The organism is Henriciella algicola (assembly GCF_003576245.1).
GTDB classification, from domain to species: Bacteria; Pseudomonadota; Alphaproteobacteria; order Caulobacterales; family Hyphomonadaceae; genus Henriciella; species Henriciella algicola.
Map to the genome: position 1 here is coordinate 1,069,469 of NZ_QWGA01000003.1, position 24,131 is coordinate 1,093,599.

Genomic DNA, 24,131 nt, shown 5'->3' on the forward strand with positions numbered 1-24,131 from the left:
GTCTTTTGGGTGAAGTCAGCTAGCGCCTTATGGCGTGCCGTCCTTGCGGCTCCACTTTTCAAGCTGCTTGGCGAACCAGTCGCGGCCGCCCCAGCCAAAGCCGATGCCGCACGCGATGGCGAGGCCGATCGCAGCGCCCATGACGAGCATCTCAGCCACGTTCAGCACGAACTCGCCGCCCGTCGGATCCAGCTCCATGCGGGAAATACCAAGGATGGTGGCCAGGATAATGATGGCCCACTTGGTGACCTTCGCAACCGTGTCGCTTGCACCATCACCTGAAGATGCCATGGCACCGCTCACGATGCGGGCGATAACCACACCAGCAAAGATTATGATTGCGCCAAATACGATCGATGCGGCCAGATCAAGCACCGTATAGGTCGCATTGGTCAGGACATCGAACTCAAGCGCGCGCATCGCCTGCACAAGGCCGAGGAGCACGATGAAGAACAGGGCCGCCTTCGCAATCACGTTCGACGCCGTGAGGCCCTTGTCTGCACCTTTAAGGATGCCGAGCTCAGCCACCGCACTGTCGACACCAAAGTTCGGCAGCGTGCGCAGGATAAGATTGTGCACGAAGCGGCCAATGATGACGAAGACGGTCAGCAGGATCGCCGCGATGAGAATGTTCGGAATTGCGCCGATAATCTCATTCAGCATTTCAGTTGCTGGCTGCGAAATCGCTTCGATCGCCAGCACGTCAAACGCGGCAATGGCACCGAGGATACCAACGATGGAAGCCAGCACAGTTGCCGTGACGCCAGAGATGTTGACCGGACCATCAGCAAGACCAAGACGCTCTGGAATCGGGTCAGCAAAGACGAAGACAGCTTTCACCGTCTTCTGGACCACATTGGCTACAATGATGAAGACAATGAAGATCAGGATCGCGCCAAAGATGTTCGGCAGATAATTGAGCACGTCGCTCAGCATGCCATTCAGCGGTTGTACGATCTGCGTCAGTTCAAGCCGCGTCAGCGCCTGGATGACACCGATCAGCATGATGATCCAGAAAGCGGCTATACCCAGACTGTCGCCGAGCGACTTGGTCGCCTTGCCGTCAGGGTCTGCCTGGCCTTTGCCAAAGCCGGTCTTGTTGACCGCCGTGGAGATTGCCCATTTGAAGAGGAGGCCAATTATATAGGCCCCGATCAGGATCAGCAGGGCAAAGAGCACTTTTGGCCCATAGTCCTGCACCTGATTGACGGTGTTATTCCAGAATTCTTCCATATTCAGCCCTTTCGCATTTTACGAATGCCAACCCGGGTTTGAGTTGCGCGATACGCTTTCAACTAGGGCTGAGGGCTTGGGTTCCAAATTCTGCGTCGGGATCGCCCGCCAAAGTGATCGCGACATGCTGCTTCAAGGCTTCGGTGACCTGACCGGCATCCCCCATCAGCGAATAGGTCGGGATCATCTTGCCGAATGTCAGCTCGAAAGAGGCGCGCTTCTTGTTGAGCAGCTCATGGAACAGCGTGATGTCCCTGAGCTCGCCATTGATCTGGCTGAGACGGTAGAAAAGCTTCGAGTTTTCGGCATTCACATTGAGCGGTACGATCGGCGCGCCCTGCTTTCGCGCGAGGCTTACCACTGTCGGAAACCATGCCTGCTCTGTCAGCACACCGTCATACTTCTTGGCGAGCTTGCCGGACGGAAAGATAACCACGCACTTTTCGGCCTCGAACGCCTCTGAAGCGCGCTTGAGCGTTTCGCGCGTCTTGGCGGGGCTGCGCTTGTCGGCAACCCATTCGATCGGAATGATCGCATCCTGAAAGCGGGGGTTAACGCGGATGGCATCCGCATTCGCAAAGAAGACGACATCCTTGCGGCGCTGGATGAGCGCGTCCCAGACAGCCACTCCGTCCGCGAGACCCGTCGGATGGTTCGCCGCAACGACGCAGCGTCCGCGCTCTGGCAGGCGGTCCAGGTGATGGATATCCAGCTGAACGTCGAGCTCGCGCGCGAGGTAATCGAACGAATCGCGCCCGTTCAGCGTCATTAACGTGTCCGCCATTTCGCGGGCACGCGCATAACCAAGCATCTTGTAAAGCACCCGCCGGGTTAACGGCCACGACCAGTGTGACACGAAGCTGGGGCAGCGTTCGGCGATCAACGTATCAACGATGTGTTGATCGCTCTGCTCGACATCACGGAGAAAAGCCGAACTATTTTCTGCTTCGTTTACAGTGCCATCGGCCATTTTAGCTTCCTCACCATGGCGCGGATCAGGCTACTTCCCCGGCCAGCATTGAGCCTATCACGGAATATCATCCGCATGCGATCTTATGTTGCGGTAACCAGATCAGTGGACCTGTAAACACTTCGGCAAGTTTCGCTTTACCAAGCTGAAAGGCATGGGTGTCAAAGTGCCTTCATTGAGGGAGAACGCAGCGTTCAGCGCTTAAAGCGTTCGGCACACAGGGTAGAGCTCTATGAAAGTATTGTGGATCGAGGATCACGAGCCGGTGCGCGACATTCTGGCTGTGGCTGCTGACAAGGCAGCCCGGGCCCGCGTCCAGGTCGATCTCGTTCTCGCCCACACCCTCATGGAAGCAGAACGCCGCCTTCGCCTTGAGCGCTTTGACCTTGTCATCACCGAACTGACCCTGCCTGACAGCTATGATGGCGACATGACGATTGCCCGTCTCGCCAATATGGGCTCGCACCGCATTGCGGTCGCCTCAGCCAACCCTGATCGCGACACCATCGTGGAAACCGCCCTTCGCTGCGGCTGCAACATCGCAAAGTCCCCGATCTTCAAGGCCAGCCTGCCTTATAACCGCTTCATCCAGCGCCCAGAGGCGATGCTCGACTTCTTCTTCGAGCAGATGCCGGCCCCGGACAGCAAAACGACTGGCCGCATCGTCGCCGCTTAGATCTTCGTGAGAACGCCTCTATCGGAGACGGCCTTGAGGGCTGTGTTTCAGCGCGCCTCAATTCTTAATCATAAGTTTTCTAATTCTCTTCAGATTGAAGCCGTGCCTTGGCGATGCCCAAAGAATTGATGCCTATACATCGTCCAAGGTGAGGGAGAGAGAGGGTCGCATGGAAGACGGTGGAAATACTGACGCCGACAGTACACCCCATAGCAGACGACACCGCTGGTCGCTTCGGCTCCTGAACAATACGCGCGTTCAGCAGCTTCTCGTTCTCTTCTGCGCAAGCGCCATCATGATCATTACGGCGTTCATCATCATCTCGATGATGATTGATGATAATTACCCGCTTGGCGTCATGGCCGTCGTCGATGCGGTGACCTTCCTCAGTCTCGCCGGCGCCATCCTGCTCTCTTTGCGGGAGCGGACGCTCCAGCTCGCCATACTGCTCGTCTGCATGAGTATTCCAGCAAACCTGGTGGCCGAAATCCTCCTGCATGGCGCTGGCGCATGGATTGGCCTGATGCTGCTTGGCCTCAGCCCGTTCATGTTTGGCCTTCTGGCGCCGCTTTGGCTGGCGTCGGTCTATTCGGTCGGGCTCATTCTCTTCTTCACGATCTATCTTGCGCTCTTCCCGGGCGAGGCCGTGGTGTTTGCCGGGCGCGATGAAACCTATCTGACCGCTATCGCGCTCAGCATCATCACGATTGGTAGCGCCCTTGCCGCCATCCTGCCGAAGAAGATTACCGGCGCGGCTTATGCCTCGCTCAACCGGGCCGTGCAGAAAGAGAGCACGCTCAAGGAACGATACGCGCAATATGCGACGCTTGCCTCTGACTGGCATCTCGAGATTGATGAGTTCGGTACAGTGACCGACTTTTTCGGCCCGGGGCACGCGGTCGGCTGCAACTGGCGAACGCTCTTCCATGATTGGGAAGAACAGGCCCATATCTTCAACAACGCGCTCGCCACCCAGTCCCCCTACGAGAATATCCGCGCCTATCTGCGCGTCGGCGATCTTTCGCGCCGGGTTGAGTGCACCGGTCACCCCGTCTTTCACCCTGATGGCAGTTTTGCCGGCTACCGTGTCATCGCGCATGACATCACCGACAAGGCAGAAGCCGAAGAGAAGCTGAAAGTCCTCGCCATGTGTGACAGGCTGACCGGCCTGAAGAACCGGCACGCCTTTAACGAGTCGGTTGAGGCGCGCCAGTCCCAGGCCGATGGGGACGAGACGGCCGTCATCTGCATTGATCTCGACAACTTCAAGAACCTCAACGACCGTCAGGGTCATGAGAGCGGCGATGTCGCGCTTGCCGAACTTGGTCTGCGGTTTCGCGAGTTCGAAGAAGCGATCCCGGGCCTCGAAGTCTTCCGGCTGGGCGGCGATGAATTCTGCGCGCTGCTGACGACGCGCTGGGACCCCCAGCGCATTCACTGGCTGGCTGAGCAATTTGCCGAAGCTGTCTTCCGTCCCATCAAGATGGACGACCGCGTCATCGACATGGCCGCGTCCATCGGAGCAGCGTGCACAGGCCCGAACAAGACGCTCGCCAACGCGCTGGAGCGGGCGGACGCGGCAGTCTACGAAGCAAAGTCCCAGGGCGGCGGACAGTGCATACTCTGCGCAGGTGAGATCGAAGTCCGGCTGGAGAGGCGCCTCGCGATCAGGCGGGACCTCGCGGGCGCCATCGCCAATGGCGACATCGAGATGCATTACCAGCCGATTTTCGAGGTTCGCAGCGGCGCCCTGAGCGGTGTCGAAGCCCTCGCGCGCTGGACCCACCCCGTCTATGGCAGCATTGCGCCGGATGAGTTCATCACCATCGCAGAAAGCAGCCGCGCCATTGTGTCCCTCGGCCAGTACACGCTGCGCCGCGCATGCACCGAAGCACTCGAGTGGATGAGCCGCCACGATGCATCGATCCGGCTGAATGTGAACATCTCACCCATGGAGATCATGACGGACGGGTTCATGGACTCCGTGCTTACCATCCTGTCCGAAACAGGCTTTCCGGCAAATCTGCTTGAGCTTGAGATCACCGAGCGCGGCATGTTTGAGGACATGGAAGTGTCCCGCTCTCTGCTCAATGCGATCCGCGATCATGGCGTCGGCATCTCGCTTGATGATTTCGGCACTGGCTATTCTTCTCTCAGCCGCCTCGAAACCTTGCCTGTCGACCGGATCAAGGTCGACCGCTCTTTTCTTGCTCAGGCCGTCGAAAGCCAGCGCGCACAGAAGCTTCTCGCCCTGATGTCCGGCATTGGCGGGATCATGGACGTCGATATCGTCGCTGAAGGGATCGAGACTGAGGCCCAGCTTCGACTTGTCCGTCTGGCGGGTTTCTCAAAAGTGCAGGGTTATCTTCTCGGCCGCCCTGCGCCTATCGCGGATCTCGACGCGAGCGACCTGCAGCCCCGGCAACACGCGCCCGGCCTTCGCCAACGCGCCTGATCGATCATTGCGCAAAGCGGCGCGGCGCTTTTTCTGGTTCTTTTCCGGCGCGCCATGCGATAGGCGTCGGCCATGGACCAGCTTTCCATCTTTCCCGCCACGCTGACACTGATCGCGATCAATGTCCTCGTCAGCATCTATGGCTGGCTGAACCAGCAATTCCTGCTGAAGAACCTCTTCGATGTCGGCGCGATCCGCGAGCAGCGCGAATATCATCGTCTTGTCACGTCGGGCTTTCTGCATGGCGGGGTGTTTCACCTGCTCATCAACATGTTCGTCCTCTTCCAGTTCGGACGATACATTGAGTACCAGCTCGGCACGCCCGCTTTTGTCTTTGTCTATTTCACCGCGCTTCTGGGCGGTAATCTCTGGGCACTGCTGGAGAATTTCCGCTCGCCGGATTACCGCGCTCTCGGTGCGTCCGGGGCAACGTCAGGCATCATCCTGTCCTTCTGCCTGTTCCAGCCTTTCGCGATGCTGCTCTTCTTCATCATCCCGATGCCGGCAATTGTCTTCGGCATTCTCTTCATCGTGATCAGCGTTATCCTCGCACAGCGGGAAAACCGGATCATCGGTCACGAAGCCCATATCGGCGGCGCCATTGCCGGCCTGATCGCGACCATCGTCATCGCGCCGGAATCGCTCTCCATCTTCTCCAGCCAGGTCGCTAGCGTTCTCGGAGGGGGCTGAACACATGAGTGTCGAACAAGCCTACCAGGCCCGTATTGATGCCGGGCAGCTAACTGAGGACAGCGCACAGCGCGAGGCGGCCCGCAAGCTCGACGACGTGCTGGAACGCCTCAGCGAGGCAAAGCCCGCCGGTCTCTTCCGCAAGGAAACCAAGGTGAAGGGGCTTTACCTCTGGGGCGGGGTCGGGCGCGGCAAGTCCATGCTGATGGACCTCTTTCACGACCTCTCGCCCGTAAAGGCCAAGCGCGTCCACTTCCATGAATTCATGGGCCGGGTCCATGATGAAATGAATGCCTGGCGCGACATGAGCGAGGCAGAGCGCAAACGCGCCGACCACCGCGTCAAAGGCGCGGGCGCAGATCCGATCCCGCCCGTCGCAAAGCTCATTGCCTCAGAAGCCAAGCTTCTCTGCTTCGATGAGTTCCAGGTCACGCAGATCGCTGACGCCATGATCCTTGGCCGCTTGTTCGAGAATTTGTTCGAAGAGCGCGTCACTGTCGTCGCCACATCGAACCGCCATCCGGACGATCTCTACAAGGACGGCCTCAACCGTCAGCTCTTCCTTCCCTTCATCCAGCGCATCAAGGATGAGTGCGATATCTTCGAACTGGTGGCCGAGCGGGACTACCGGCTTGAGCGTCTGACCGAGGCGCCGGTCTGGCATGTGTCTGAGGATGCAAATGAGCGAGAGAAGACGCTGGATGAAGCTTTCGACCGTCTGACCCTCGGTGCGCGGCCAAATTCCTGCGTCCTGCATGTCAAAGGCCGCCAGCTTCAGGTCAGCCGGGAAGCTGCAGGTGTCGCGCGCTTCTCGTTCACGGAACTGTGTGCCCGCCCGCTCGGGTCGCGCGATTATCTCGCCATCGCCTCGACCTTCCACACTGTGCTCCTCGACGACATTCCGCTTCTGTCAAAGGACAAGCGCAATGAGGCAGCCCGCTTCGTTGCACTGATCGATGCGCTTTACGAAGCGCGCGTCAAACTGGTGGCAACGGCGCAAGCTGAACCCGAAGCACTCTATCCTGAAGGCGATGGGAGTTTCGAGTTCGAACGCACGGCCAGCCGTCTCTTCGAAATGCGCTCACGCGACTATCTGGCGCTCGAACACCGCACACCGCCGCGCGCAGAAAATCTCGACACCGACAAAACAGAGACGCAGGCATAAAAAATCCCCGCACGTGGCGGGGATTTTCTGAACTTGTCTATTCGAAAGCTGACTTAGACGCCGAAGCCCTTGAACTTGTCCTTGAAGCGCGACACGCGGCCACCGCGGTCCAGCTGCTGGTTGCCGCCGGTCCATGCAGGGTGCGAGCTGGAGTCGATGTCCAGCGTCAGGCGGTCGCCCTCTTTGCCATAGGTCGAACGGGTCTGGTACTCCGTACCGTCGGTCATGACGACGGTGATGAAGTGATAATCAGGATGGCCTTCGGCTTTCATCGTCTCTAGTCCTCGCGTCAGCGGCCACCCTGCGCGGATTGGCCTCTGTGAAATTCGGAAAGCGGGGTCTTAGTAGATTGAGGCCCGGCCCGCAAGGGGCCGAGTGCCAAGGAAGGTGCAAGAGATGAGCGAGGCAACCAGCCAGATCAGCGACGACCGCCGCGAAACGCTGCCCGACCAGGGCGGCGCAGACCGGCCGAAGGCCCGGAGCGTGAAGCCGCTGGCCCTTCTCTGGCCCTATGTGCGCAAGCATCTGACGCTTGTTTTCGTCGCGCTCTTCTTCCTTGTCGTGTCCACGGTGGCCGCGCTGTCCATCCCTTGGCTGTTCGGACGCGCGGTCGATGCGGGCGCAGGCGGCGCAAACGGGGCCGCCCTTCTCGACACGATCGACCAGTATTTCCTCTATGTCCTGCTCGCCGCCATCCTGATGGGGATATTGAGCGCGCTTCGCTTCTATTTCGTCTCGCGCTTTGGTGAGCGCGTTGCCGCCGACCTTCGCACCGACCTCTACGCCAAACTGCTGAGCCTCGGGCCCCGCTTTCATGCCGGCATGCGCTCTGGCGAGAGCGTGTCGCGCCTCACCGCAGACGTCACCCTGATAGAGCAATTCCTTGGCTCGTCGGCATCGCTCGCGACCCGCACCATTCTCTCAACGACGGGCGCCATCGCCATGATGCTGGTCACCAACTGGAAGCTTGGCGGCACACTCCTCCTGATGATCCCGCTTGCCATGCTGCCTGTCATGATCATCGGCCGCATCATCCGCGGCGCCTCCAACCGCGCCCAGTCACGTCTGGCCGATGCGGGCGCGCAAGCCTCAGAGGCGCTCGACGCGATCGAGCTGGTACAAGCCTATGGGCAGGAACAGCGCCGCGAGAAGAGCTTCGCCGAAGCCGCAGAAGCTGTCTTTCAAGCCGCGCTGAAACGCATCACGGCCCGCGCCTTCATGATCCTGGCCGTCTCCATCATGCTGCTGGGCGGCATGGTCGGCATCCTGTGGCTCGGCGCCCGCGCCGTGGCGACCGGGCAGATGACACCGGGTGAGCTGACGCAGATGATCCTCTATGCCTTCTATGCAGGCTCCGGCTTCGGCATGCTCGCAGAGGTCTGGGGAGAGGTCATGCGCGCAGCAGGCGCCAGCGACCGCGCCAGCGAGATCCTGCGCGAGACACCGGAAATCCTGCCCCCACAGACGGCCCTCCCCATCGCTTCATCTGTCCAGGGCCATCTCATCTTCGACGCGGTGGACTTCTCCTACGGCACGGACGACGCGCCCGCCCTCAAGGGCTTCAGCCTCGATGTCCAGCCGGGTGAGTTCGTCGCCCTTGTCGGCCCATCAGGCGCAGGCAAGTCGACCGTCTTCCGCCTCGCGCTCCGCCTGTTCGACCCGCAATCGGGCCATATTACCGTAGACGGCGTCGAAGCCCCGGACACAGACCCCGCCCTCTGGCGCAGCCAGTTCGCCTATGCCCCACAGGAGTCGGCGCTCTTCACCGGGACCGCACGCGAGAACATCGCCTTCGGCGCACAAGGCGGCACAGCCCCGGACGCTGAGCTGATCGACGCGGCCCGCATGGCGGAGGCGTGGCGCTTTCTTGAAGATCGCGGCGGCCTCGATGCAGACCTTGGCCAGAAAGGCCGTAGCCTCTCAGGTGGCCAGCGCCAGCGCGTCGCCCTCGCCCGCGCCCTTGTCCGGCGCGCGCCGATCCTGCTGCTGGATGAGGCAACCTCTGCCCTCGACAGCGAAAGCGAAGGCCTCGTCCAGAAAGCCATTGCGGCCGCTGCCGAAGGTCGGACCACGCTCGTCATCGCGCACAGGCTCTCGACCATCCGGCGCGCCGACAGGATTATTGTCATGGAAGATGGCCGCATCGTCGAACAGGGCAGCCACGACGCGCTCGTCAAAAAAGGCGGGCTTTATGCCCGCCTCGCTGAAATGCAATTTGCCGCCGAAGCCGCAGAATAGGCGGCGAGATCAGCCGCCCATGAAGGCCTTCGCCTTGCGCAGCCGCTCGCGCAGCTTTGGCATGAGCGGCTCATTGGTTGCGAGGATGTTGCCGGTCTCAAGCACGTCGCCGCCATCGATTTCTTCGACATAGCCGCCTGCTTCACGCACCAGCACGATACCAGCGGCGATGTCCCAAGGCTTCAGGCCACGTTCCCAAAAACCATCGAAACGGCCCGCTGCGACCCAGGCAAGGTCCAGCGCGGCAGAGCCATTGCGGCGAAGACCCGCCGTCACTGGCGTCAGCGAACCAAGCTCACCGGCAAACAGGCGGTGCGCGTCAGCGCCGCGTCCAACCCATGGAGAGCCCATGGCAAGGACAGCCTCTTCTGTGTTCTTGCGCGCCGCGACGATCAGCTTGCGCTGGTCGAGCCAAGCCCCGCGGCCCGTCTCTGCCCAAAAGATCTCATTCTTGGCGACGTCATAGACTACACCAGCGAGCAGCTTGCCTTCACGCTCCAGGCCAATCGACACCGCATAGTGCGGCTGGCCGTGCAGGAAGTTCAGCGTGCCATCCAGAGGATCGACGATGAAACGGTTCGACTTGTCCGACCCCTCGACCAGGCCGCGCTCTTCCATCAGGAAGCCATAGCCCGGACGTGCCTTTGTCAGGCTGTCATAGATGATCTGCTCGGCGCGGTGGTCGGCATTGGAAACGAAATCGGCAGGGCCCTTCTTGGACACTTGCAGGTTTTCGACTTCCCCGAAATCGCGCGCAAGCGAGCGGCCCGCAGCACGGGCTGCGGCAATCATCACGGTTCCGACGGGAGAGGGTTTGGACATTCAGTAAGCCTGTCTAGTCAGCGCGTCTGAGATAGGTGGAGTCTTCGGTCTGAACGACGATGCGCTCACCCTGACCAACGAATGGCGGGACGAGGACGCGAATGCCGTTCTCGCAGGTCGCCGGCTTGAAGCTGTTGGCGGCCGTCTGGCCTTTCACGACCGGCTCGGTCTCTTCAATCGTCAGGATCACCTGATCCGGCAGCGAAATGCCGATCGGCTTGTCTTCGTAGAATTCGATGACAACGACCATCTCGCTCTGAAGGAAGGCTTCCTGCTCGCCGATGAAATCCTTCTGGATCTCGATCTGCTCAAAGGTCTCCTGATCCATGAAGGCGTGCGCCTCACCGGCATCATAGAGATACTGATAGTCTTTCTGCTCGAGACGGATCTTCTCGACCGTCTCCGAAGAGCGGAAGCGCTCATTCAGCTTGGATCCGTTGATCAGGTTGCGCAGTTCGACCTGGTTGAAAGCGCCGCCCTTGCCGGGCTTCACTGCATTGGTCTTGACCGCGCGCCAGACGCTGCCCTGGTGTTCGATGACATTGCCCGGCTTGATTTCATTGCCATTGATCTTGGCCATGCGCGAATTTCCTGTAAGTCGACGATGGGCGCGAGGTAGCCGCGAGAGCCGCCATGGTCAAGCTGACAAGGGCCGCTCCACTGGACACGAACGCCTGTCTCTGCTTGTTTCCGCCGCCTCAAACATGCCTTACGGATGTCTCTCATGAACTGGTTGTCGAATTTCCTGAGCTTTGAAAAGCCGCTGGGTGAGCTGCTCACCCGCCTGCTCTTCTACCTGTTCATCATCTTCATCCTGTGGCGCGGCGTAGAGACGCTTGTCTTCTATCTCACCTATTTCGGTGAGAATTTCGGCATGGCCCTCTGGGGCATCCTGAAGACCCCGGTCGTCGTCATCGTCCAGCTACTGATGCTGCGCGTCTTCACTGAAGCCGTTCTGGCCGTCCTGCGCCTCGACAAGTCGCACGAAGAGTAGGGGACAGGCTCGTCCTTCGACGCCGCTCAGGATGAGTTACTCATACAGCTAATGGGGCGTCATCCTCGATGGCGCAGCCATCTGAGGATCCATCTCCTGCCGTCGAAACAGACGCGGGCTGAAAGGTCTGAAGCTAGGCTCCCAGACCGCTTACGCGGTCGGGAGTGACGCGGCTATTGAAGGCTAGCCCCAGTTCTCGAGGCGCTCATCCTGAGCAAAGCTTGCCCCGGTGAAGACCGGGGTCGAAGGATACAGCGCCCCGCACCCCAGCCCTAAAACTCAGCTGCCGCCTCATCGAGCGCGGCATTGAACGCCCGCACCGCCGCGGCTGGCCCGTCCGGATGCGCCCAGACGCCAGCGCTCACGGCCAGAAAGTCCGCGCCCGCCAGTGACAGCGCCTTCGCCCGTTCCGGCGTGATCCCACCGATCGCGACACAGGGCAGCTCCATCACGGCCTGCCACCAGGTCAGAAGGTCAGTATCCGCAGGCACCGTGTCGGCCTTGGTGTCGCTCGGAAAAAAAGCCCCGAAGGCGACGTAGTCGGCGCCCTGCTCGCCCGCCTCCATGGCGACGTGGCGCGAATCCTTCGCGGTGGCACCGATGATCGGCTGCTTGCCGAGCCGCTTGCGTGCCTCTTTCACCTGCATGTCGAGATGACCGAGATGAACCCCGTCTGCACCCACTCGTGCGCAGACATCGACGCTGTCATTGATGATTAGCGCGACATCATTGGCGCGGCACACCGGCAACAGCGCGCGCGCAAGTGCTTCAGTCGCGGCCTCATCCACCATGCCGTCCGGCTTGATGCGCACCTGCAGGCAGGCGACATCACCGCCTTCCAATGCGCCTTCAAACGTTTTCACGAAAGCGTCCACGTCCGGGACGCTAGACGGTGTAATGAGGTAAAGGCGCGTGCGCTCGCGTTTGATATCGGTCATGGCCGCCTAGGTAGCGCCTTCGCCTCCCCGCGCAAAGCCTGCCTGGCTGAAACCCTCTTAGCTAAAGTCAGGTGTGAAGCGGATATTGTCCTTCTCCAGACCCTTCAGGACGACATCGAGGCCGCCCGACTTGATCATCCACTCCAGACGGTGGTCGCGGTATTCGCGTTTGAAAAGCCCTGCTTCGACGGCGCCGCTGACATCCTGCATCCCGGAAATGCTGTCGACCGCTTCCTGCGCCGATGTCGAGACGCTGGACCGGCCCATGGCGCGTTTGTGCCAAGCTTCGAGCTTGCTGCCCTTGGGCGGGGTGAAGCCTGACCCGGCAGACCCGTTGATATACGGCACGACAGAAAGATCGCCCCAGCCAAAACTGTCGCCATTGAACCAGTCTCGGTCACCCAGCTCCCGCTCCAGCCAAGCATGAAGCCCGGCGATCTGCTCGCCAGCGCGCGTCATGATCCGGTCTTTCAGCTCGCCGGTCGCGCGCTTGAAGTTATTGAGCTCACCAAGGCCCCAATTGATCGGCTCATAATGGCAGTCCATCACATCCTCGATGAGACGGACGCGGGCGCGGTCCAGCGGCGCCTTCGGCAGCATGGGCGGGGTCGGCCACTTGTCCTCGATATATTCCAGAATGATGGTGGAATCGAAGATCGCCGCATCGCCATCGCGCAGGAAGGGCACCTCGCCGCGCGGGTTGCCTGTCATGAAATCGTCCGGCGTCGAGCCTGTCCCAATCCCGGCAGGCAGGCGCGTTTCGAACTCGATCCCTTTTTCACGCAGGGAGATTTTGACCTTCTGCGCATATGGCGAGAGCGGGTGTTCGTAGACGATAAGCATGTGCGGCGGCCTCCATTTATTGTGTTGTGCACAATGGACCGGCGCTGGCCCCACGGAAGGCAAGCCTATTTTCGTGTCAGGACGCGTTTTGTACTCGCAGGAAACTTCTCGAGCGATGTGCCCGTCCGCAATGGACGCCGGGAAAAGTCGCCGCCGCAATTGGGGCAGACATTATGGTGGACCGTACCGGCGCAATCCTCGCAGAAGGTGCACTCGAAGGAGCAGATGACCGCGCCAGCCTCATCGGCGGGCAGGTCCCTATCGCAGGTCTCGCAATTGGGGCGCATCTCAAGCATGGCCCATCCTATCCCCGGCACAAAAAAGGCGCCACCTTGCGGCAGCGCCTTTCAATTCTGATGGCGTCTGCTGCCTAGCCGGCGCGCGAGGCCTCACAGATATTGTCGATGGAATCGCCGAGCTTCGCATTGAAGTCGTCGTCCGACTGCGCAATCGACAGGCCTTCGGTGAGCGCGCGCGAGAAGCTTGCGATCATGCCGGTATTCTTCGACAGGCGCTCACACGCCTCTTCGCGGGAATAGCCGCCCGACAGTGCGACAACGCGCATGACTTTCGGGTGGTCGACCAGCGGCTTGTAGAGGTTGGTCTCTTCCGGAAGCGTCAGCTTCAGCATGACTTCCTCACCCTCTGGCAGCTTATCAAGCTCCTTGGTGATCTCTTCGAGCAGGATCTGCTCGGCTTCCGCCTTGTCAGCGATGGTGATCGTCACTTCCGGCTCGATGATCGGCACCAGGCCGTGGCCGAGGATCTGCTTGCCGACTTCGAACTGCTGCTGCACCACAGCGGCGATGCCGTCACGGTTTGCGGCATTGATGACAGAGCGCATCTTGGTACCGAAAATGCCCTTGTTCACGGCGCGCTTCAGAAGCTCGTCGAGACCCGGCATCGGCTTCATGACCTGCACGCCGTCTTTCTCATCGGCGAGGCCCTTGTCGACCTTCAGGAATGGCACGACGCTGCAGTCTTCCCAGAGATACTGGGCCGTCGGTTTGCCCTCGATCTCGCCGTCCATCGTCTTTTCGAAAAGGATGGCGCCCATCACCTTGTCGCCATTGAAGGCTGGCGCGGTGATGATCCGGGCACGCATGTCATGGACGAGCGCGAACATCTCGTCATCATTGGTGTAGGCGCTTTCTTCGACGCCATAGAGACGCAGCGCCTTCGGCGTGGAGCCGCCCGACTGGTCCAGTGCTGCGATAAAGCCGTCTTTCGCGGCGGCCTGTTTTCTCATCTCTGCGTTCGGCATGTGGTGCGGTCCTCTTCCCCGTCGTGCAATCTTGTCAGTTCTAGCTTGTCTTCAGCGCCTCGACGCCCGGCAGCGGCTTGCCTTCCATCCATTCCAGGAAGGCCCCGCCAGCGGTCGAGACGAAGGTGAAATCGTCGGCAACGCCTGCATGGTTGAGTGCAGCAACCGTATCGCCGCCGCCTGCAACGGCAATCAGATTGCCATCGCGGCACCGGCTCGCCGCAGCCCGTGCGGCCTCAACCGTCGCCTTGTCGAACGGTGTCGTCTCAAACGCGCCGAGCGGGCCGTTCCAGACCAGCGTCTTGGCCGCGTCCATGGCGATCGCAAGAATGCCGACCGATTGCGGCCCGGCATCGAGGATCATCTCATTGTCAGCGACTTCGCCGGTCGAGCAGATGCGATGGTCGGCGTTCGCGGCGAACTCCTTCGCCACGACGACGTCCTGCGGCAGGATGATGTCGCATCCGGCAGCGGCTGCATTCTTCTCGATCTCGCGGCACGTATCGGTGAGGTCATGCTCACAAAGCGACTTGCCAACCGAATGGCCGCGCGCCGCGAGGAAAGTGTTCGCCATACCGCCGCCAATGGCGAGCGCATCCACTTTCGAGACGAGGTTCTTCAGAAGGTCAATCTTCGAGGAAACCTTCGCCCCGCCAACAACGGCCAGCACAGGACGCTCCGGGCTGCCCAGCGCAGCTTCCAGAGCATCGAGCTCACGCTCCATGGACTTGCCGGCATAGGCAGGCAGGCGCTGCGCCAGCCCCTCGGTGGAGACATGCGCACGGTGCGCGGCAGAGAAGGCGTCGTTGACATAGATGTCGCCGAGCTTGGCCATCTCATCGGCCAGCGCGTCGTCATTCTTGGTCTCACCCGGCTTGAACCGGGTGTTTTCCAGAAGCACGACACCGCCTTGCTGGATGGAGGCAAGCGCATTGTCCGCCGCCTCACCCACGCAATCGCTGGCGAAAGCGACAGGCGCGCCCAGCACGCTGGAGAAGGCTTCGGCAACCGGCTTGAGGCTCAACTCAGGCTTCACCTCACCCTTCGGACGACCAAAATGCGCCAGCAGCGCGACCTTCGCCCCCTTGTTCATGAGGTACTGGACGGTCGGCAAAGCTGCGCGCAGCCGCGTATCGTCAGTCACCTCACCGGCATCGTTGACCGGCACATTGAAATCGACGCGGACAAGCGCCGTTTTCAGGGCAAGATCCTCGACATCCTCGATCCGTCTGAAGTCGGACATGGGGACGCTCCTTGTCTGGTAGCTAGACTAGAGGAATTTCGACATCGCGATGGCGGTATCGCTCATGCGCGTGGAGAAACCCCATTCATTGTCGTACCAGGACAGCACGGAAACGAGGTTTCCGTCCATAACCTTGGTCTGGTCCATGTGGAAAACAGACGAGTGCGGGTTGTGGTTGAAGTCGATCGAGACGTTCGGCGCATCGGTATAGCCAAGAACGCCTTTCAGCGGGCCGTCAGCGGCCTTGCGGATCGCGTCATTGATCTCTTCGACCGTCGTGTCGCGCTTGGCGAGGAATTTCAGGTCAACAACCGAGACGTTCGGGGTCGGCACGCGCATCGCGAAGCCATCAAGCTTGCCGTTCAGTTCCGGCAGGACGAGGCCGACAGCCTTGGCTGCGCCGGTCGAGGTCGGGATCATCGACATCGCAGCTGCGCGGCCGCGATAGAGGTCCTTGTGCATCGCATCCAGCGTCGGCTGGTCACCGGTGTAGGAGTGGATCGTGGTCATGATCCCCTTGTCGATACCGATCGTGTCGTTCAGCACTTTCGCGACAGGCGACAGGCAGTTGGTCGTGCACGATGCGTTGGAGACGATGAGGTCGTCCTTGGTCAGCGTGTCATGGTTGACGCCGTAAACGATCGTCTTGTCAGCACCGGTCGCAGGTGCCGAAACGAGCACGCGCTTCGCGCCAGCTTCAAGGTGAAGGGCAGCCTTCTCCTTGGCGGTGAAGATGCCCGTACATTCCATGGCGATATCGACGCCATTTTCCTTGTGCGGCAGGTCTTTCGGGTCGCGGATCGCCGTCACCTTGAAGGACTGGCCGCCAACCTTGATCGTGTCGCCATCGACAGAGACATCCATCGGCAGCGTGCCGTGAATGGAGTCGTATTTCAGAAGGTGCGCATTGGTCTCGACAGGACCGAGATCGTTGATCGAGACGATCTCGATATCGTCACGTCCATTTTCGAGGATCGAGCGCAGTACATTCCGGCCAATCCGGCCAAATCCGTTGATGGCTACACGAACTGCCATATTGTCTTCTCCATTCCGGCAAATATCAAAGGCTGAAAGCCCATAACTCTTGACGCCGGGGTTTAGCTGTCTCCATCGGCGGCGTCCAGCATGACACAGCCCAGAACCGTCGATCTGACGCATGGAAATGCAGGAAATCCGGCGCTTTACGCATCGTCAGCGGTCCTGAAGCCGGTAATCGGGGCGCAGTTTCGCCCTCTCCCCGCTTTTGGTAGACATCCGCCGCCACCCGTCGAATCGACTAGCTGCGAGGCTCTGCGCCGCCCTCACTCGTCTCGAACAAGCTGATACCCTGCCCCCGCAGAAGACGAACAACCATGTAAGCAAGCAGGCCAACCGGCCCGAACACGAAGCTTGCAATCATGCAGGGCGCGGCAATGACATGCGGGATGTTACGGCGCGGCGCATCCCGCCCGATCCAGGCGCCCACGAACAGGTCAAAGACAAGGTAATGCGTCCAGCCGACGATCACCCCGTTCGGATGGTCGAACAGCGCTGAGATCGCTGCGATGGAGCCCATCCCGACGCCTTCCGCAGACTGACCAAAGAACATCGAGGCGAGAAGGCAGACCGTATAGAGCGCGCCAAAGGCCAGCGGATAGATGCCCGAATGCACGACCAGCGCGGTCGTACGCCAACGCGGCGCAAACAGCAGCAGAAGCCAGGCTGGCACCACCACGGCATTGATCAGCACATATAGCAGGTTCCAGTCCATCAGCGGCCTCCCTCAACCCAAGCTGGGGACGGTCTAGATGAATTCTGGTGCCGCCTCCAGCCTTGGCGCGCGATCAGTTGACCAGCGCGTGCGCCATCTCTGCGACCGCGTCAGGCGTGATGCCAAAACGCTCATAGAGGTCCTGATACGGCGCACTCGCACCAAAGCTGTCCATGCCGACAAAGCCGCCGCGAAGACCAATCCAGCGATCCCAGCCAAAACGGACGCCTGCCTCGACAACGATACGTGGCAGATCCTTGCCCAGCGTCTCTTCCTGATAGGCTGGCGTCTGCTCTGCGAAGAGCTCCACACACGGCATCGACACGACGCGGGCACTGATGCCGCTTGAACGCAGCATCTCCTGCGCCGCGACAGCGATCTCGACCTCGGAGCCGGTGGCGATCAGCACGACCTGCTCATTGCCCTCACCGGAAGAGAGGACATAGCCGCCCTTGGCCGAGAGGTTCTCGTCCGTATGCGCCTTGCGCACGCTGGCCACCGTCTGACGGGTCAGCGCGATGGTCGACGGGCCGTCAGTCTTCTTCAGCGCCAGTTCCCAGCACTCAGCTGTTTCGACGCCATCTGCCGGACGAAAGACATGCATGTTCGGCATCGCCCGGAGGCTCGCGACATGTTCGACTGGCTGGTGGGTCGGGCCGTCTTCGCCAAGACCGATGGAGTCGTGCGTCATCACATGGATGACCCGTTCGCCCATCAGCGCGCCAAGGCGGATCGCCGCGCGCGAATAGTCTGCAAAGACAAGGAAGGTGCCAGAATAAGGGATAATGCCCTTGTGCAGCGCCATGCCGTTCATCGCCGCCGCCATGCCATGCTCACGCACGCCATAATGGACGTAACGACCAGCCCAGTTGTCCGGCGTCATCGGCTCCTGGCACTTGGCCTTGGTATTGTTCGAACCGGAAAGGTCAGCAGACCCGCCAACCATTTCGGGGATCGACACCGCCAGCTTCTCCAGCACAGCGCCGGACCATTTACGGGTCGCATCATCCTTGTCGCTATCCACGACGTCCTGCTTGTGCGCGCGGACGACCGCTTCAATGTCGCCGAGATCACCGCGCATCGCTGCATCGAACGCGTCCTTGTGGGCAGAGCCTTCATGGCGCTTTTTCCAGTCGCCATGCTGGCTGGCCGAATGGCTGCCTTCGCGCTTCCACGCGTCGGCAATGTCATCCGGCACCACGAATGGCTCATGGTCCCAGCCGATATTCTTGCGGATGCCAGCAATCTCTTCGGCGCCATAAGGGCCGCCATGGGCTTTGCCCGTGCCCGCAATCGTCGGCGCGCCATAGCCGATGATCGTCCGGCAGGCGATCATGACCGGCTTGTCCTGATCCTGCGCCCAGCTGAGGGCCTCATGGATCTCTTCGGTGTTGTGACCGTCGATCCGCTTGGTGACCCAGCCTGCTGCTTCAAAGCGTGCGCATTGATCGGTCGAGTCGGAAAGGTCGGTGCCGCCATCAATCGTGACCGCATTATCGTCGAACAGCACGATCAGCTTGTTGAGCTTCATGTGCCCGGCCAGCGTGATCGCTTCCTGGCTGACGCCTTCCATGAGACAGCCATCGCCCGCAACGACCCAAGTCTTGTGGTCGACCAGCTCATCGCCAAAGCGCGCATTCAGGTGACGCTCGGCCATCGCCATGCCGACGGCGGTCGCGATGCCCTGGCCCAGCGGGCCGGTGGTCGTCTCGACGCCCGGCGTGACAAAGTTCTCCGGGTGGCCCGGCGTCTGTGCGCCCAACTGGCGGAAATTGCGGATGTCGTCGCGGCTGACGCTGTCATAGCCCGTCAGGTGAAGCAGCGAGTAGATCAGCATGGAGCCGTGGCCCGCCGACAGGACGAAACGGTCGCGGTCCGGCCAGTATGGATCAGCCGGGTCATGCTTCAGATAGCGCGTCCAGAGGACCGTCGCGACATCTGCCATCCCGAGGGGAAGACCCACATGTCCAGACTTTGCCTGCTCCACAGCATCCATGGAGAGCGCACGAATGGCATTCGCCATATCCTTGTGTTCAACCGCCATAAGTCACCCTGTTCCGTTTCGCTTCGCTTTGGACGCTGCCCGGCTTGGCTGTCAACCAGCTTGGCACTTGGGGCTGCATCCTGCTATCGGATTCGTGATGGATAAATTCAATTCGGCAACGCAAGAGCTCGAAAACGCGCTCACGCACCTTGAAGAGGCGCTCGAAGGCCTTTTCGAGAAGGCGGGCGACCCGGCTGTTGCCCGGCGCGAGCTCTCGGCCATGATTGCCGATCGCGCGCGTCTTGCCGAAGAGCTGGACCAGTCCATCGCCCGTCAGAAGGAACTTCAGGCTCTGGCAGACGAGGCTTCCGCTGCGCTCGGCTCAGCGATCGAAGAAGTCCGCTCTGCCCTCAAACGTGAACAGGATACGTGATGGCCAAGGCTGATATCGTCGTTCGTGGCAAGCAATACTCCATCGCCTGCGCCCCCGGCCAGGAAGCAAGACTTGTCGATCTTGCCAGCGACCTCGACACCCGCGTGACCCAGATTGCCGACGCACTCGGCGACATGGGCGAAGAAAAACTCCTCCTGATTGCCGCCCTCGCCCTTCTCGATGAACTCGATGACGCCCAGCGCAACCTTGCCACGTCCGGCGGGTCTGACCGGGCTGCCGCCGCCATTGGCGATGCCGCCGCCCGCATTCGCGCGCTGACCGAACGCATTGAGGCGGGTCAGTGACGCCCGGAAAAGACCTCAGCGTCCTCATTCCATTCTACAACGAAGCTGGAAACGCCGCGCCGCTCATCGAAGAGATCAAGGGCGCGCTTGATGGCATCGATTATGAAATCGTCTGCGTGAATGACTGCTCTGACGACACGACCGGCGAAGAACTTGAAGCCGCCCGCCTCACAATGCCCGACCGGATCATCGTGCGCACCCATGTCCAGCGCGCGGGCAAGTCGGCTGCACTGATGACGGGCCTGCGGGAAGTATCAGGCCGCTGGACGCAGCTGCTCGATGGCGACGGCCAGAACGATATCGCTGACACGCGCCGCCTCTGGGACGCTATCGTCGCGCCGGGCGGCACAGGCCGACTCGGCCTCATCGCGGGCAAGCGCAACAGCCGCAATGATAGCGGCTTCAAATGGCTGCAATCGCGCATCGCCAATGGCGTGCGCCGCTTCCTGCTGCGTGACGATGCGACCGATACAGGGTGCGGCTGGAAGCTGATGCGCACCGACGCCTTCAGGGAGCTACCCTATTTCGCCTCGATGCACCGTTTCCTGCCCGCCCTGTTCAAGCGCGCAGGCTGGGAGGTGCGCGAGGAACTCGTCAACGACCGCCGCCGCTGGCATGGCAGCTCCAAATACGGCTTTCTCGGACGCCTCGGCGCTGGCATCGCTGACCTGATCGGCATGTTCTGGCTGGTCCGGCGCGGCAAACCCGGCATCGCGGCCGAATGGAATGATCCGCGGGCGGGCGACTGAAGCCATCCCCGCCTCCCCAGCGGAAGCTGGGGCCATGGCGGTTGAGTGCGCACTTTTCTGGCAGCGCAGAGTAAAAATCGCGGAACTGTCCGGCCCAAAGCTCAGACAACCGAAGACACCTGCGAAGGCAGGTGTCCATGGACGACCGTCACTTCCATTTGAAATAGCTAACGTCGCGCTCTGGATGCCTGCCTACGCAGGCATTTTCGGTTGGTTGAGTTCAAAATGCTCCGCCAAAACTAGTCCAGCGACGCGAAGAAGTCCTCGTAGAGAAACGCCGCTTCTTCTTCCAGAAACCCGGTCTCGATCTCGATCCCGGCCGCTTCAATCGCGGCCTTGCCGCCCGCCCCTTTGGGATGGCGGTCCATCACCGCCACGAACACCTTCGCAACACCCGCCTCGATGAGCCGGTGCGAGCAGGACGCCTCGCCGGTAGAGCGCTCACGGCATGGCTCCAGCGTGACATAGGCAGTCGTGCCCGGAGGCAGCTTGCCTTCAAACAAGGTCAGCGCCAGCTGCTCCGCATGGGGCCGCCCACCATCACCCGTTGCACCCTCGGATAGACGGCGCCCGTCGGCGCTTATCAGGACGCAGCCGACCGATGGATTTTCTCCCGTGCGGCCATGCTGGGCGCGGGCAAGCTCGATTGCCCGGCGCATTGCATCTTGGTCTTGCTGACGCATCGATCAGGGAAGCGCTGGCAAGTCGGTCGCGCGCGACCCATCAAGGTAACGCGCCGCAGTCGGCTGCAGACCATCGCCAAGCTCGATAAGAAGCGGGTTGCCTGTCGGGATCTCTACGCCGGTGATCTTGTCGTCTTCGACCTGGAAGAGGTGCTTCACCAGCGCACGCAGAGAGTTGCCGTGCGCCGCGATCACAATGTCCGCGCCATTGCGAAGGCGGGCTGCAATCGTCTCGTGCCAGTAAGGCAGCACCCGCTCCAGCGTCAGCTTCAGGCTTTCCGTCGCCGGAATATCGATGCCGTGATAGCGCGGGTCCTTGGACATGTCATAGGCGCTGCCTTCTTCCATTGGCGGCGGCGGCACGTCGTAGGAGCGGCGCCAGACATGGACCTGATCCTCGCCATGCTTCTCGGCGGTCTCTTTCTTGTCGAGGCCCGTTAGCCCGCCATAGTGGCGCTCATTTAGGCGCCAGTGCTTCTCCACGGGCAGCCAGACACGATCCATCTCGGTCAGCGCGATCCAGAGCGTGCGGATGGCGCGGGTCTGAAGGCTGGTGAACCCTTGCGTCGGCGCAAAGCCCGCATCCTTCAGAAGGCTACCGGCATGCTTGGCCTCGGCTTCGCCCTTGGCCGTAAGGTCGGCATCCCACCAGCCTGTGAAGCGGTTCTCCAGATTCCACTGGCTCTGGCCATGCCGGACGAGGGCGAGTTTAGGCATGATGCGTCTCCTGGCTGCGCGCTACGTTCTGTTTGTCCTGCGGGGTTTAAGCTCAGACCCCGGTCACACGCAACAGCTCGCAGAAAGCAAGCACGACGTGATAGCCGGTCGAGGCTGGCATATCGTCGGCGCCGACCTGACCATCAGCATGATAGCAGTCGATCCATCCGCCTTCGGGCGTCAGATACTCATCCATCAGGACGTCGAAACATTCCACCGCGCGCGCCTCGCAATGCTCGTCCGCGCCAAGCTCCATCATCGCAAGATGCGCCTTCAGCGCTTCCGTCTGCATCCATGTGCGCCGCGATCCATCAACGATCTGACCCTCGCGCGTCGCCTTGGCGAAGACGCGGCCTTCAGCGTCCAGCGTCCGAAGGCCAATATCATAAAGCTTGCTCATGGCCGGGTTTAGATCCGTGTGCGCCGCATCCGCATGCGACTTCAGCAGCCACACCCATTCGAACTGGTGTCCGGGCTCGATGAAACGAAGCGCCGGGTCGCGCTCTTCAGACCAGTCCGGCCCGAACGTCTCACCCAGCGTCCCTGACACCTGATGAAGCATCTTCTCATCTAGAAGGCGGACAAGCGCGCTCGCCCGCTCCAGATGATCGCGCCGCTCATCGCTCTCGTAGAGCGCGAGATTCGCCTCAAGCAGGTGCATATGCGGGTTCTGCAGGCGCCGGTCTCCGCGCGGCAGGCTCTCGGCATAGCCGCCATGCGCCACATCTTCGAGTTTCGCATCGACATTGGCGATGAGCTGGCGGGCATGCGCCGCCGCGTCCTCGTGTCCCTGCATCGCGGCATGGGCATAGGCGAATAGAACAAATGCAGTGTCATAGAGATCAGCCGTCTCGTCGATGAGGCCCGCCCCATCCGCGCTGATGCACCGGCCAATCAGGCCATCGGCGCGCACGCTCGGCCCCGACATCGCATCAACGCCATAGCCGATCAGCCTGTCGGCCCGGCCTGCGTCCCAGCCAAGTCGCTTGGCAGCCGCGAACATATAGGTCTGGCGCGCCTGCACCCGCACGCGCATCCTGTCGGTCTCCAGTGGGCGGTGCGTAATATCGAGCTTTTCGCGGAAAAGATTGTTTGGAAGCACGCCTTCGCGGCTCCACAGCGGGAAGCAGCTGTCCAGCATCCAGTCTCGCGCTTCACGTGCGCGCCGGCTCAATGCGGTTGATGTCATCAGATAAAGCTCCGTGCGGACGAGGCCATCGCTTCGCAAGTTCGATGCCTGCTTGCTATCAACTGGCCAAGATGTTTTCCAGCGTCTAGACACCATAAAAGTCCGAAGCCGCAGCCGGGATAGCCTAGCCTTACAATGACTGACCGTATTTTCTTCCCGAGCGCCCTGCTCGTCGCCATTCTCATGGTCGCGCTCGCGGTCCTCCCCGGCATGAATGCTGTGCCAACCGGTCCTGTCAGCGGCGGCAATACAGATTACCGGCGGATCGAGGTGAGCGGCGCACAGCTCAACCGCTTCGTTGCGGGCGGGGATGTCGATATCTCGGTCGAACGTGTGGACGGCCAGCCAGCCCTCCGCATCGAGGTTGAAGCTGGCACGCTCGCGGACGACCCTTTGCGCGGCCCGCACTTCGTTCTGGACCGCGATCTCGAGACCGTTTTCGCAGGCCGCGAAATACAGGTTACCGTCCGCGCCCGCGCCGCAGACCGCTTTGGCGCCGAACAGATGCGCGTCAACTACTCGGTTGGCGCCGCCATCGAGTCTGGCTGGCAGACCTTCACCGTGACGCGCGAATTTACCGACCAGTCCTTCACCTGGACCCCGCCGCCGCGCGCAGAAGGCACCGATGCGGGCTATGACTATCTCGGCATCCGCCCGGTCGTCCCGGAGAAGCAGCGCGCCATCTATGTCCAGTCGGTCGTCTTCCAGCCAATGGACTAAGGCGCGCCCCCGCTGCAATCCTTACCCGCAAAGCGCGTTTCGTTAAGGATACGGTGACGCTCGCCATGGC

Annotated in this window: 27 protein-coding genes; 11 read left to right on the top strand and 16 right to left on the bottom strand. The window is 61.1% G+C overall.

Annotation, left to right across the window (positions count from 1 at the left end; genetic code table 11):
* Positions 1 to 27: 27 nt before the first annotated feature.
* Both D1222_RS05710 and D1222_RS05715 read right to left on the bottom strand, forming a co-directional pair.
* On the bottom strand, positions 28 to 1,233 hold the full coding sequence (locus D1222_RS05710; RefSeq protein WP_119453227.1) for a mechanosensitive ion channel: 1,206 nt from the start codon (positions 1,231 to 1,233) through the stop codon (positions 28 to 30).
* 58 nt (positions 1,234 to 1,291) lie between these two features.
* On the bottom strand, positions 1,292 to 2,203 hold the full coding sequence (locus D1222_RS05715) for a GNAT family N-acetyltransferase (RefSeq protein ID WP_119453228.1): 912 nt from the start codon (positions 2,201 to 2,203) through the stop codon (positions 1,292 to 1,294).
* 232 nt (positions 2,204 to 2,435) lie between these two features.
* On the opposite strand from D1222_RS05715, the gene D1222_RS05720 reads away from it, so the two are divergent.
* The 4 genes from D1222_RS05720 (at position 2,436) to zapE (ending at position 7,189) form a co-directional block, all read left to right on the top strand.
* Positions 2,436 to 2,879, top strand: coding sequence for a DNA-binding transcriptional response regulator (locus D1222_RS05720; protein ID WP_119453229.1), 444 nt, complete (start codon positions 2,436 to 2,438; stop codon positions 2,877 to 2,879).
* A gap of 169 nt (positions 2,880 to 3,048) precedes the next feature.
* On the top strand, positions 3,049 to 5,334 hold the full coding sequence (locus tag D1222_RS05725; RefSeq protein ID WP_119453230.1) for a putative bifunctional diguanylate cyclase/phosphodiesterase: 2,286 nt from the start codon (positions 3,049 to 3,051) through the stop codon (positions 5,332 to 5,334).
* A 72-nt stretch (positions 5,335 to 5,406) separates the two neighbouring features.
* Positions 5,407 to 6,024, top strand: coding sequence for a rhomboid family intramembrane serine protease (locus tag D1222_RS05730; RefSeq protein WP_119453231.1), 618 nt, complete (start codon positions 5,407 to 5,409; stop codon positions 6,022 to 6,024).
* Between the two features lie 4 nt (positions 6,025 to 6,028).
* Positions 6,029 to 7,189: a cell division protein ZapE gene (gene zapE, locus D1222_RS05735; RefSeq protein WP_119453232.1), complete on the top strand. Its 1,161-nt coding sequence runs from the start codon at positions 6,029 to 6,031 to the stop codon at positions 7,187 to 7,189.
* A 53-nt stretch (positions 7,190 to 7,242) separates the two neighbouring features.
* On the opposite strand, the gene rpmE is transcribed toward zapE, so the two are convergent.
* Complete coding sequence (gene rpmE / locus D1222_RS05740) at positions 7,243 to 7,461, bottom strand: 50S ribosomal protein L31 (protein WP_119379376.1); 219 nt, start codon at positions 7,459 to 7,461, stop codon at positions 7,243 to 7,245.
* Between the two features lie 124 nt (positions 7,462 to 7,585).
* Here rpmE and D1222_RS05745 point away from each other — a divergent pair, with 124 nt between their 5' ends.
* Positions 7,586 to 9,427: an ABC transporter transmembrane domain-containing protein gene (locus D1222_RS05745; protein ID WP_119453233.1), complete on the top strand. Its 1,842-nt coding sequence runs from the start codon at positions 7,586 to 7,588 to the stop codon at positions 9,425 to 9,427.
* Positions 9,428 to 9,436: 9 nt separating this feature from the next.
* On the opposite strand, the gene D1222_RS05750 is transcribed toward D1222_RS05745, so the two are convergent.
* Both D1222_RS05750 and efp read right to left on the bottom strand, forming a co-directional pair.
* Positions 9,437 to 10,249: an inositol monophosphatase family protein gene (locus D1222_RS05750; protein WP_119453234.1), complete on the bottom strand. Its 813-nt coding sequence runs from the start codon at positions 10,247 to 10,249 to the stop codon at positions 9,437 to 9,439.
* Positions 10,250 to 10,262: 13 nt separating this feature from the next.
* On the bottom strand, positions 10,263 to 10,829 hold the full coding sequence (gene efp, locus D1222_RS05755; protein ID WP_119453235.1) for an elongation factor P: 567 nt from the start codon (positions 10,827 to 10,829) through the stop codon (positions 10,263 to 10,265).
* A 144-nt stretch (positions 10,830 to 10,973) separates the two neighbouring features.
* Here efp and D1222_RS05760 point away from each other — a divergent pair, with 144 nt between their 5' ends.
* Complete coding sequence (locus D1222_RS05760; protein ID WP_182481873.1) at positions 10,974 to 11,243, top strand: DUF4282 domain-containing protein; 270 nt, start codon at positions 10,974 to 10,976, stop codon at positions 11,241 to 11,243.
* A gap of 272 nt (positions 11,244 to 11,515) precedes the next feature.
* Here the strand turns inward: D1222_RS05760 and thiE are convergent, their stop codons facing one another.
* The 3 genes from thiE to D1222_RS05775 all read right to left on the bottom strand — a co-directional run bounded on the left by thiE (position 11,516) and on the right by D1222_RS05775 (position 13,278).
* Entirely contained in the window at positions 11,516 to 12,181 is a 666-nt protein-coding gene (thiE, locus tag D1222_RS05765) for a thiamine phosphate synthase (protein ID WP_119453237.1), read from the bottom strand.
* 57 nt (positions 12,182 to 12,238) lie between these two features.
* Positions 12,239 to 13,024 carry a glutathione S-transferase family protein gene (locus D1222_RS05770; protein ID WP_119453238.1) on the bottom strand — a complete coding sequence of 262 codons (786 nt, stop codon included), beginning with the start codon at positions 13,022 to 13,024 and terminating at the stop codon, positions 12,239 to 12,241.
* A gap of 65 nt (positions 13,025 to 13,089) precedes the next feature.
* Positions 13,090 to 13,278 carry a DUF1272 domain-containing protein gene (locus tag D1222_RS05775; protein ID WP_233348580.1) on the bottom strand — a complete coding sequence of 63 codons (189 nt, stop codon included), beginning with the start codon at positions 13,276 to 13,278 and terminating at the stop codon, positions 13,090 to 13,092.
* Between D1222_RS05775 and D1222_RS15840 the strand changes: the two genes are divergently transcribed.
* Positions 13,198 to 13,398, top strand: a complete 201-nt coding sequence (locus D1222_RS15840; protein WP_233348590.1) for a hypothetical protein — start codon at positions 13,198 to 13,200, stop codon at positions 13,396 to 13,398. The genes D1222_RS05775 and D1222_RS15840 overlap by 81 nt on opposite strands.
* Here the strand turns inward: D1222_RS15840 and D1222_RS05780 are convergent.
* The 5 genes from D1222_RS05780 to tkt all read right to left on the bottom strand — a co-directional run bounded on the left by D1222_RS05780 (position 13,395) and on the right by tkt (position 19,325).
* Positions 13,395 to 14,288, bottom strand: a complete 894-nt coding sequence (locus D1222_RS05780; protein WP_119453239.1) for a fructose bisphosphate aldolase — start codon at positions 14,286 to 14,288, stop codon at positions 13,395 to 13,397. The two genes, D1222_RS15840 and D1222_RS05780, sit on opposite strands and share 4 nt — an antisense overlap.
* A 40-nt stretch (positions 14,289 to 14,328) precedes the next feature.
* Entirely contained in the window at positions 14,329 to 15,531 is a 1,203-nt protein-coding gene (locus D1222_RS05785) for a phosphoglycerate kinase (protein WP_119453240.1), read from the bottom strand.
* Positions 15,532 to 15,558: 27 nt separating this feature from the next.
* Complete coding sequence (gap, locus tag D1222_RS05790; RefSeq protein WP_119453241.1) at positions 15,559 to 16,566, bottom strand: type I glyceraldehyde-3-phosphate dehydrogenase; 1,008 nt, start codon at positions 16,564 to 16,566, stop codon at positions 15,559 to 15,561.
* Between the two features lie 241 nt (positions 16,567 to 16,807).
* A complete protein-coding gene (locus D1222_RS05795; protein ID WP_119453242.1) occupies positions 16,808 to 17,281 on the bottom strand; it encodes an ABA4-like family protein in 474 nt (157 codons plus the stop codon).
* A 73-nt stretch (positions 17,282 to 17,354) separates the two neighbouring features.
* Entirely contained in the window at positions 17,355 to 19,325 is a 1,971-nt protein-coding gene (tkt, locus tag D1222_RS05800; protein ID WP_119453243.1) for a transketolase, read from the bottom strand.
* 97 nt (positions 19,326 to 19,422) lie between these two features.
* Between tkt and D1222_RS05805 the strand changes: the two genes are divergently transcribed.
* From D1222_RS05805 to D1222_RS05815, 3 genes are read left to right on the top strand one after another with little or no spacing between them, the layout of a single operon-like run.
* Complete coding sequence (locus D1222_RS05805; RefSeq protein WP_119453244.1) at positions 19,423 to 19,698, top strand: DUF4164 family protein; 276 nt, start codon at positions 19,423 to 19,425, stop codon at positions 19,696 to 19,698.
* A complete protein-coding gene (locus D1222_RS05810) occupies positions 19,698 to 20,003 on the top strand; it encodes a cell division protein ZapA (RefSeq protein WP_119453245.1) in 306 nt (101 codons plus the stop codon). Before D1222_RS05805 ends, D1222_RS05810 begins: the two co-directional genes overlap by 1 nt.
* Entirely contained in the window at positions 20,000 to 20,752 is a 753-nt protein-coding gene (locus D1222_RS05815) for a glycosyltransferase family 2 protein (protein WP_119453246.1), read from the top strand. Before D1222_RS05810 ends, D1222_RS05815 begins: the two co-directional genes overlap by 4 nt.
* 239 nt (positions 20,753 to 20,991) lie before the next feature.
* Here D1222_RS05815 and D1222_RS05820 read toward each other — a convergent pair whose 3' ends face one another.
* Genes D1222_RS05820 through D1222_RS05830 form a run of 3 tightly spaced genes read right to left on the bottom strand, consistent with a single transcriptional unit; the run spans position 20,992 to position 23,341 of the window.
* Positions 20,992 to 21,435, bottom strand: coding sequence for a bifunctional diaminohydroxyphosphoribosylaminopyrimidine deaminase/5-amino-6-(5-phosphoribosylamino)uracil reductase RibD (locus tag D1222_RS05820; RefSeq protein WP_119453247.1), 444 nt, complete (start codon positions 21,433 to 21,435; stop codon positions 20,992 to 20,994).
* A gap of 3 nt (positions 21,436 to 21,438) precedes the next feature.
* Positions 21,439 to 22,152 (bottom strand): 2,3-diphosphoglycerate-dependent phosphoglycerate mutase, encoded by a 714-nt coding sequence (gene gpmA, locus D1222_RS05825; protein WP_119453248.1) that lies wholly within the window; start codon positions 22,150 to 22,152, stop codon positions 21,439 to 21,441.
* A 52-nt stretch (positions 22,153 to 22,204) separates the two neighbouring features.
* Complete coding sequence (locus tag D1222_RS05830; RefSeq protein ID WP_182481874.1) at positions 22,205 to 23,341, bottom strand: AGE family epimerase/isomerase; 1,137 nt, start codon at positions 23,339 to 23,341, stop codon at positions 22,205 to 22,207.
* A 135-nt stretch (positions 23,342 to 23,476) separates the two neighbouring features.
* Here D1222_RS05830 and D1222_RS05835 point away from each other — a divergent pair, with 135 nt between their 5' ends.
* On the top strand, positions 23,477 to 24,061 hold the full coding sequence (locus D1222_RS05835; protein WP_119453250.1) for a hypothetical protein: 585 nt from the start codon (positions 23,477 to 23,479) through the stop codon (positions 24,059 to 24,061).
* Positions 24,062 to 24,131: the final 70 nt, after the last annotated feature.

Excerpts from the sequence above, each read along its gene's own strand:
- D1222_RS05810 (WP_119453245.1), top strand. The coding sequence starts at position 19,698 with ATGGCCAAGGCTGATATCGTCGTTCGTGGCAAGCAATACTCCATCGCC.
- D1222_RS05830 (WP_182481874.1), bottom strand. The coding sequence starts at position 23,341 with ATGACATCAACCGCATTGAGCCGGCGCGCACGTGAAGCGCGAGACTGG.
- D1222_RS05785 (WP_119453240.1), bottom strand. The coding sequence starts at position 15,531 with ATGTCCGACTTCAGACGGATCGAGGATGTCGAGGATCTTGCCCTGAAA.
- thiE (WP_119453237.1), bottom strand. The coding sequence starts at position 12,181 with ATGACCGATATCAAACGCGAGCGCACGCGCCTTTACCTCATTACACCG.
- D1222_RS05770 (WP_119453238.1), bottom strand. The coding sequence starts at position 13,024 with ATGCTTATCGTCTACGAACACCCGCTCTCGCCATATGCGCAGAAGGTC.
- D1222_RS05720 (WP_119453229.1), top strand. The coding sequence starts at position 2,436 with ATGAAAGTATTGTGGATCGAGGATCACGAGCCGGTGCGCGACATTCTG.
- D1222_RS05795 (WP_119453242.1), bottom strand. The coding sequence starts at position 17,281 with ATGGACTGGAACCTGCTATATGTGCTGATCAATGCCGTGGTGGTGCCA.
- rpmE (WP_119379376.1), bottom strand. The coding sequence starts at position 7,461 with ATGAAAGCCGAAGGCCATCCTGATTATCACTTCATCACCGTCGTCATG.
- D1222_RS05745 (WP_119453233.1), top strand. The coding sequence starts at position 7,586 with ATGAGCGAGGCAACCAGCCAGATCAGCGACGACCGCCGCGAAACGCTG.
- zapE (WP_119453232.1), top strand. The coding sequence starts at position 6,029 with ATGAGTGTCGAACAAGCCTACCAGGCCCGTATTGATGCCGGGCAGCTA.
- D1222_RS05835 (WP_119453250.1), top strand. The coding sequence starts at position 23,477 with ATGACTGACCGTATTTTCTTCCCGAGCGCCCTGCTCGTCGCCATTCTC.
- gpmA (WP_119453248.1), bottom strand. The coding sequence starts at position 22,152 with ATGCCTAAACTCGCCCTCGTCCGGCATGGCCAGAGCCAGTGGAATCTG.
- D1222_RS05710 (WP_119453227.1), bottom strand. The coding sequence starts at position 1,233 with ATGGAAGAATTCTGGAATAACACCGTCAATCAGGTGCAGGACTATGGG.
- D1222_RS05730 (WP_119453231.1), top strand. The coding sequence starts at position 5,407 with ATGGACCAGCTTTCCATCTTTCCCGCCACGCTGACACTGATCGCGATC.
- D1222_RS05715 (WP_119453228.1), bottom strand. The coding sequence starts at position 2,203 with ATGGCCGATGGCACTGTAAACGAAGCAGAAAATAGTTCGGCTTTTCTC.
- D1222_RS05820 (WP_119453247.1), bottom strand. The coding sequence starts at position 21,435 with ATGCGTCAGCAAGACCAAGATGCAATGCGCCGGGCAATCGAGCTTGCC.
- gap (WP_119453241.1), bottom strand. The coding sequence starts at position 16,566 with ATGGCAGTTCGTGTAGCCATCAACGGATTTGGCCGGATTGGCCGGAAT.
- D1222_RS05750 (WP_119453234.1), bottom strand. The coding sequence starts at position 10,249 with ATGTCCAAACCCTCTCCCGTCGGAACCGTGATGATTGCCGCAGCCCGT.
- efp (WP_119453235.1), bottom strand. The coding sequence starts at position 10,829 with ATGGCCAAGATCAATGGCAATGAAATCAAGCCGGGCAATGTCATCGAA.
- D1222_RS05760 (WP_182481873.1), top strand. The coding sequence starts at position 10,974 with ATGAACTGGTTGTCGAATTTCCTGAGCTTTGAAAAGCCGCTGGGTGAG.
- tkt (WP_119453243.1), bottom strand. The coding sequence starts at position 19,325 with ATGGCGGTTGAACACAAGGATATGGCGAATGCCATTCGTGCGCTCTCC.
- D1222_RS05805 (WP_119453244.1), top strand. The coding sequence starts at position 19,423 with ATGGATAAATTCAATTCGGCAACGCAAGAGCTCGAAAACGCGCTCACG.
- D1222_RS05780 (WP_119453239.1), bottom strand. The coding sequence starts at position 14,288 with ATGCCGAACGCAGAGATGAGAAAACAGGCCGCCGCGAAAGACGGCTTT.
- D1222_RS15840 (WP_233348590.1), top strand. The coding sequence starts at position 13,198 with ATGGTGGACCGTACCGGCGCAATCCTCGCAGAAGGTGCACTCGAAGGA.
- D1222_RS05725 (WP_119453230.1), top strand. The coding sequence starts at position 3,049 with ATGGAAGACGGTGGAAATACTGACGCCGACAGTACACCCCATAGCAGA.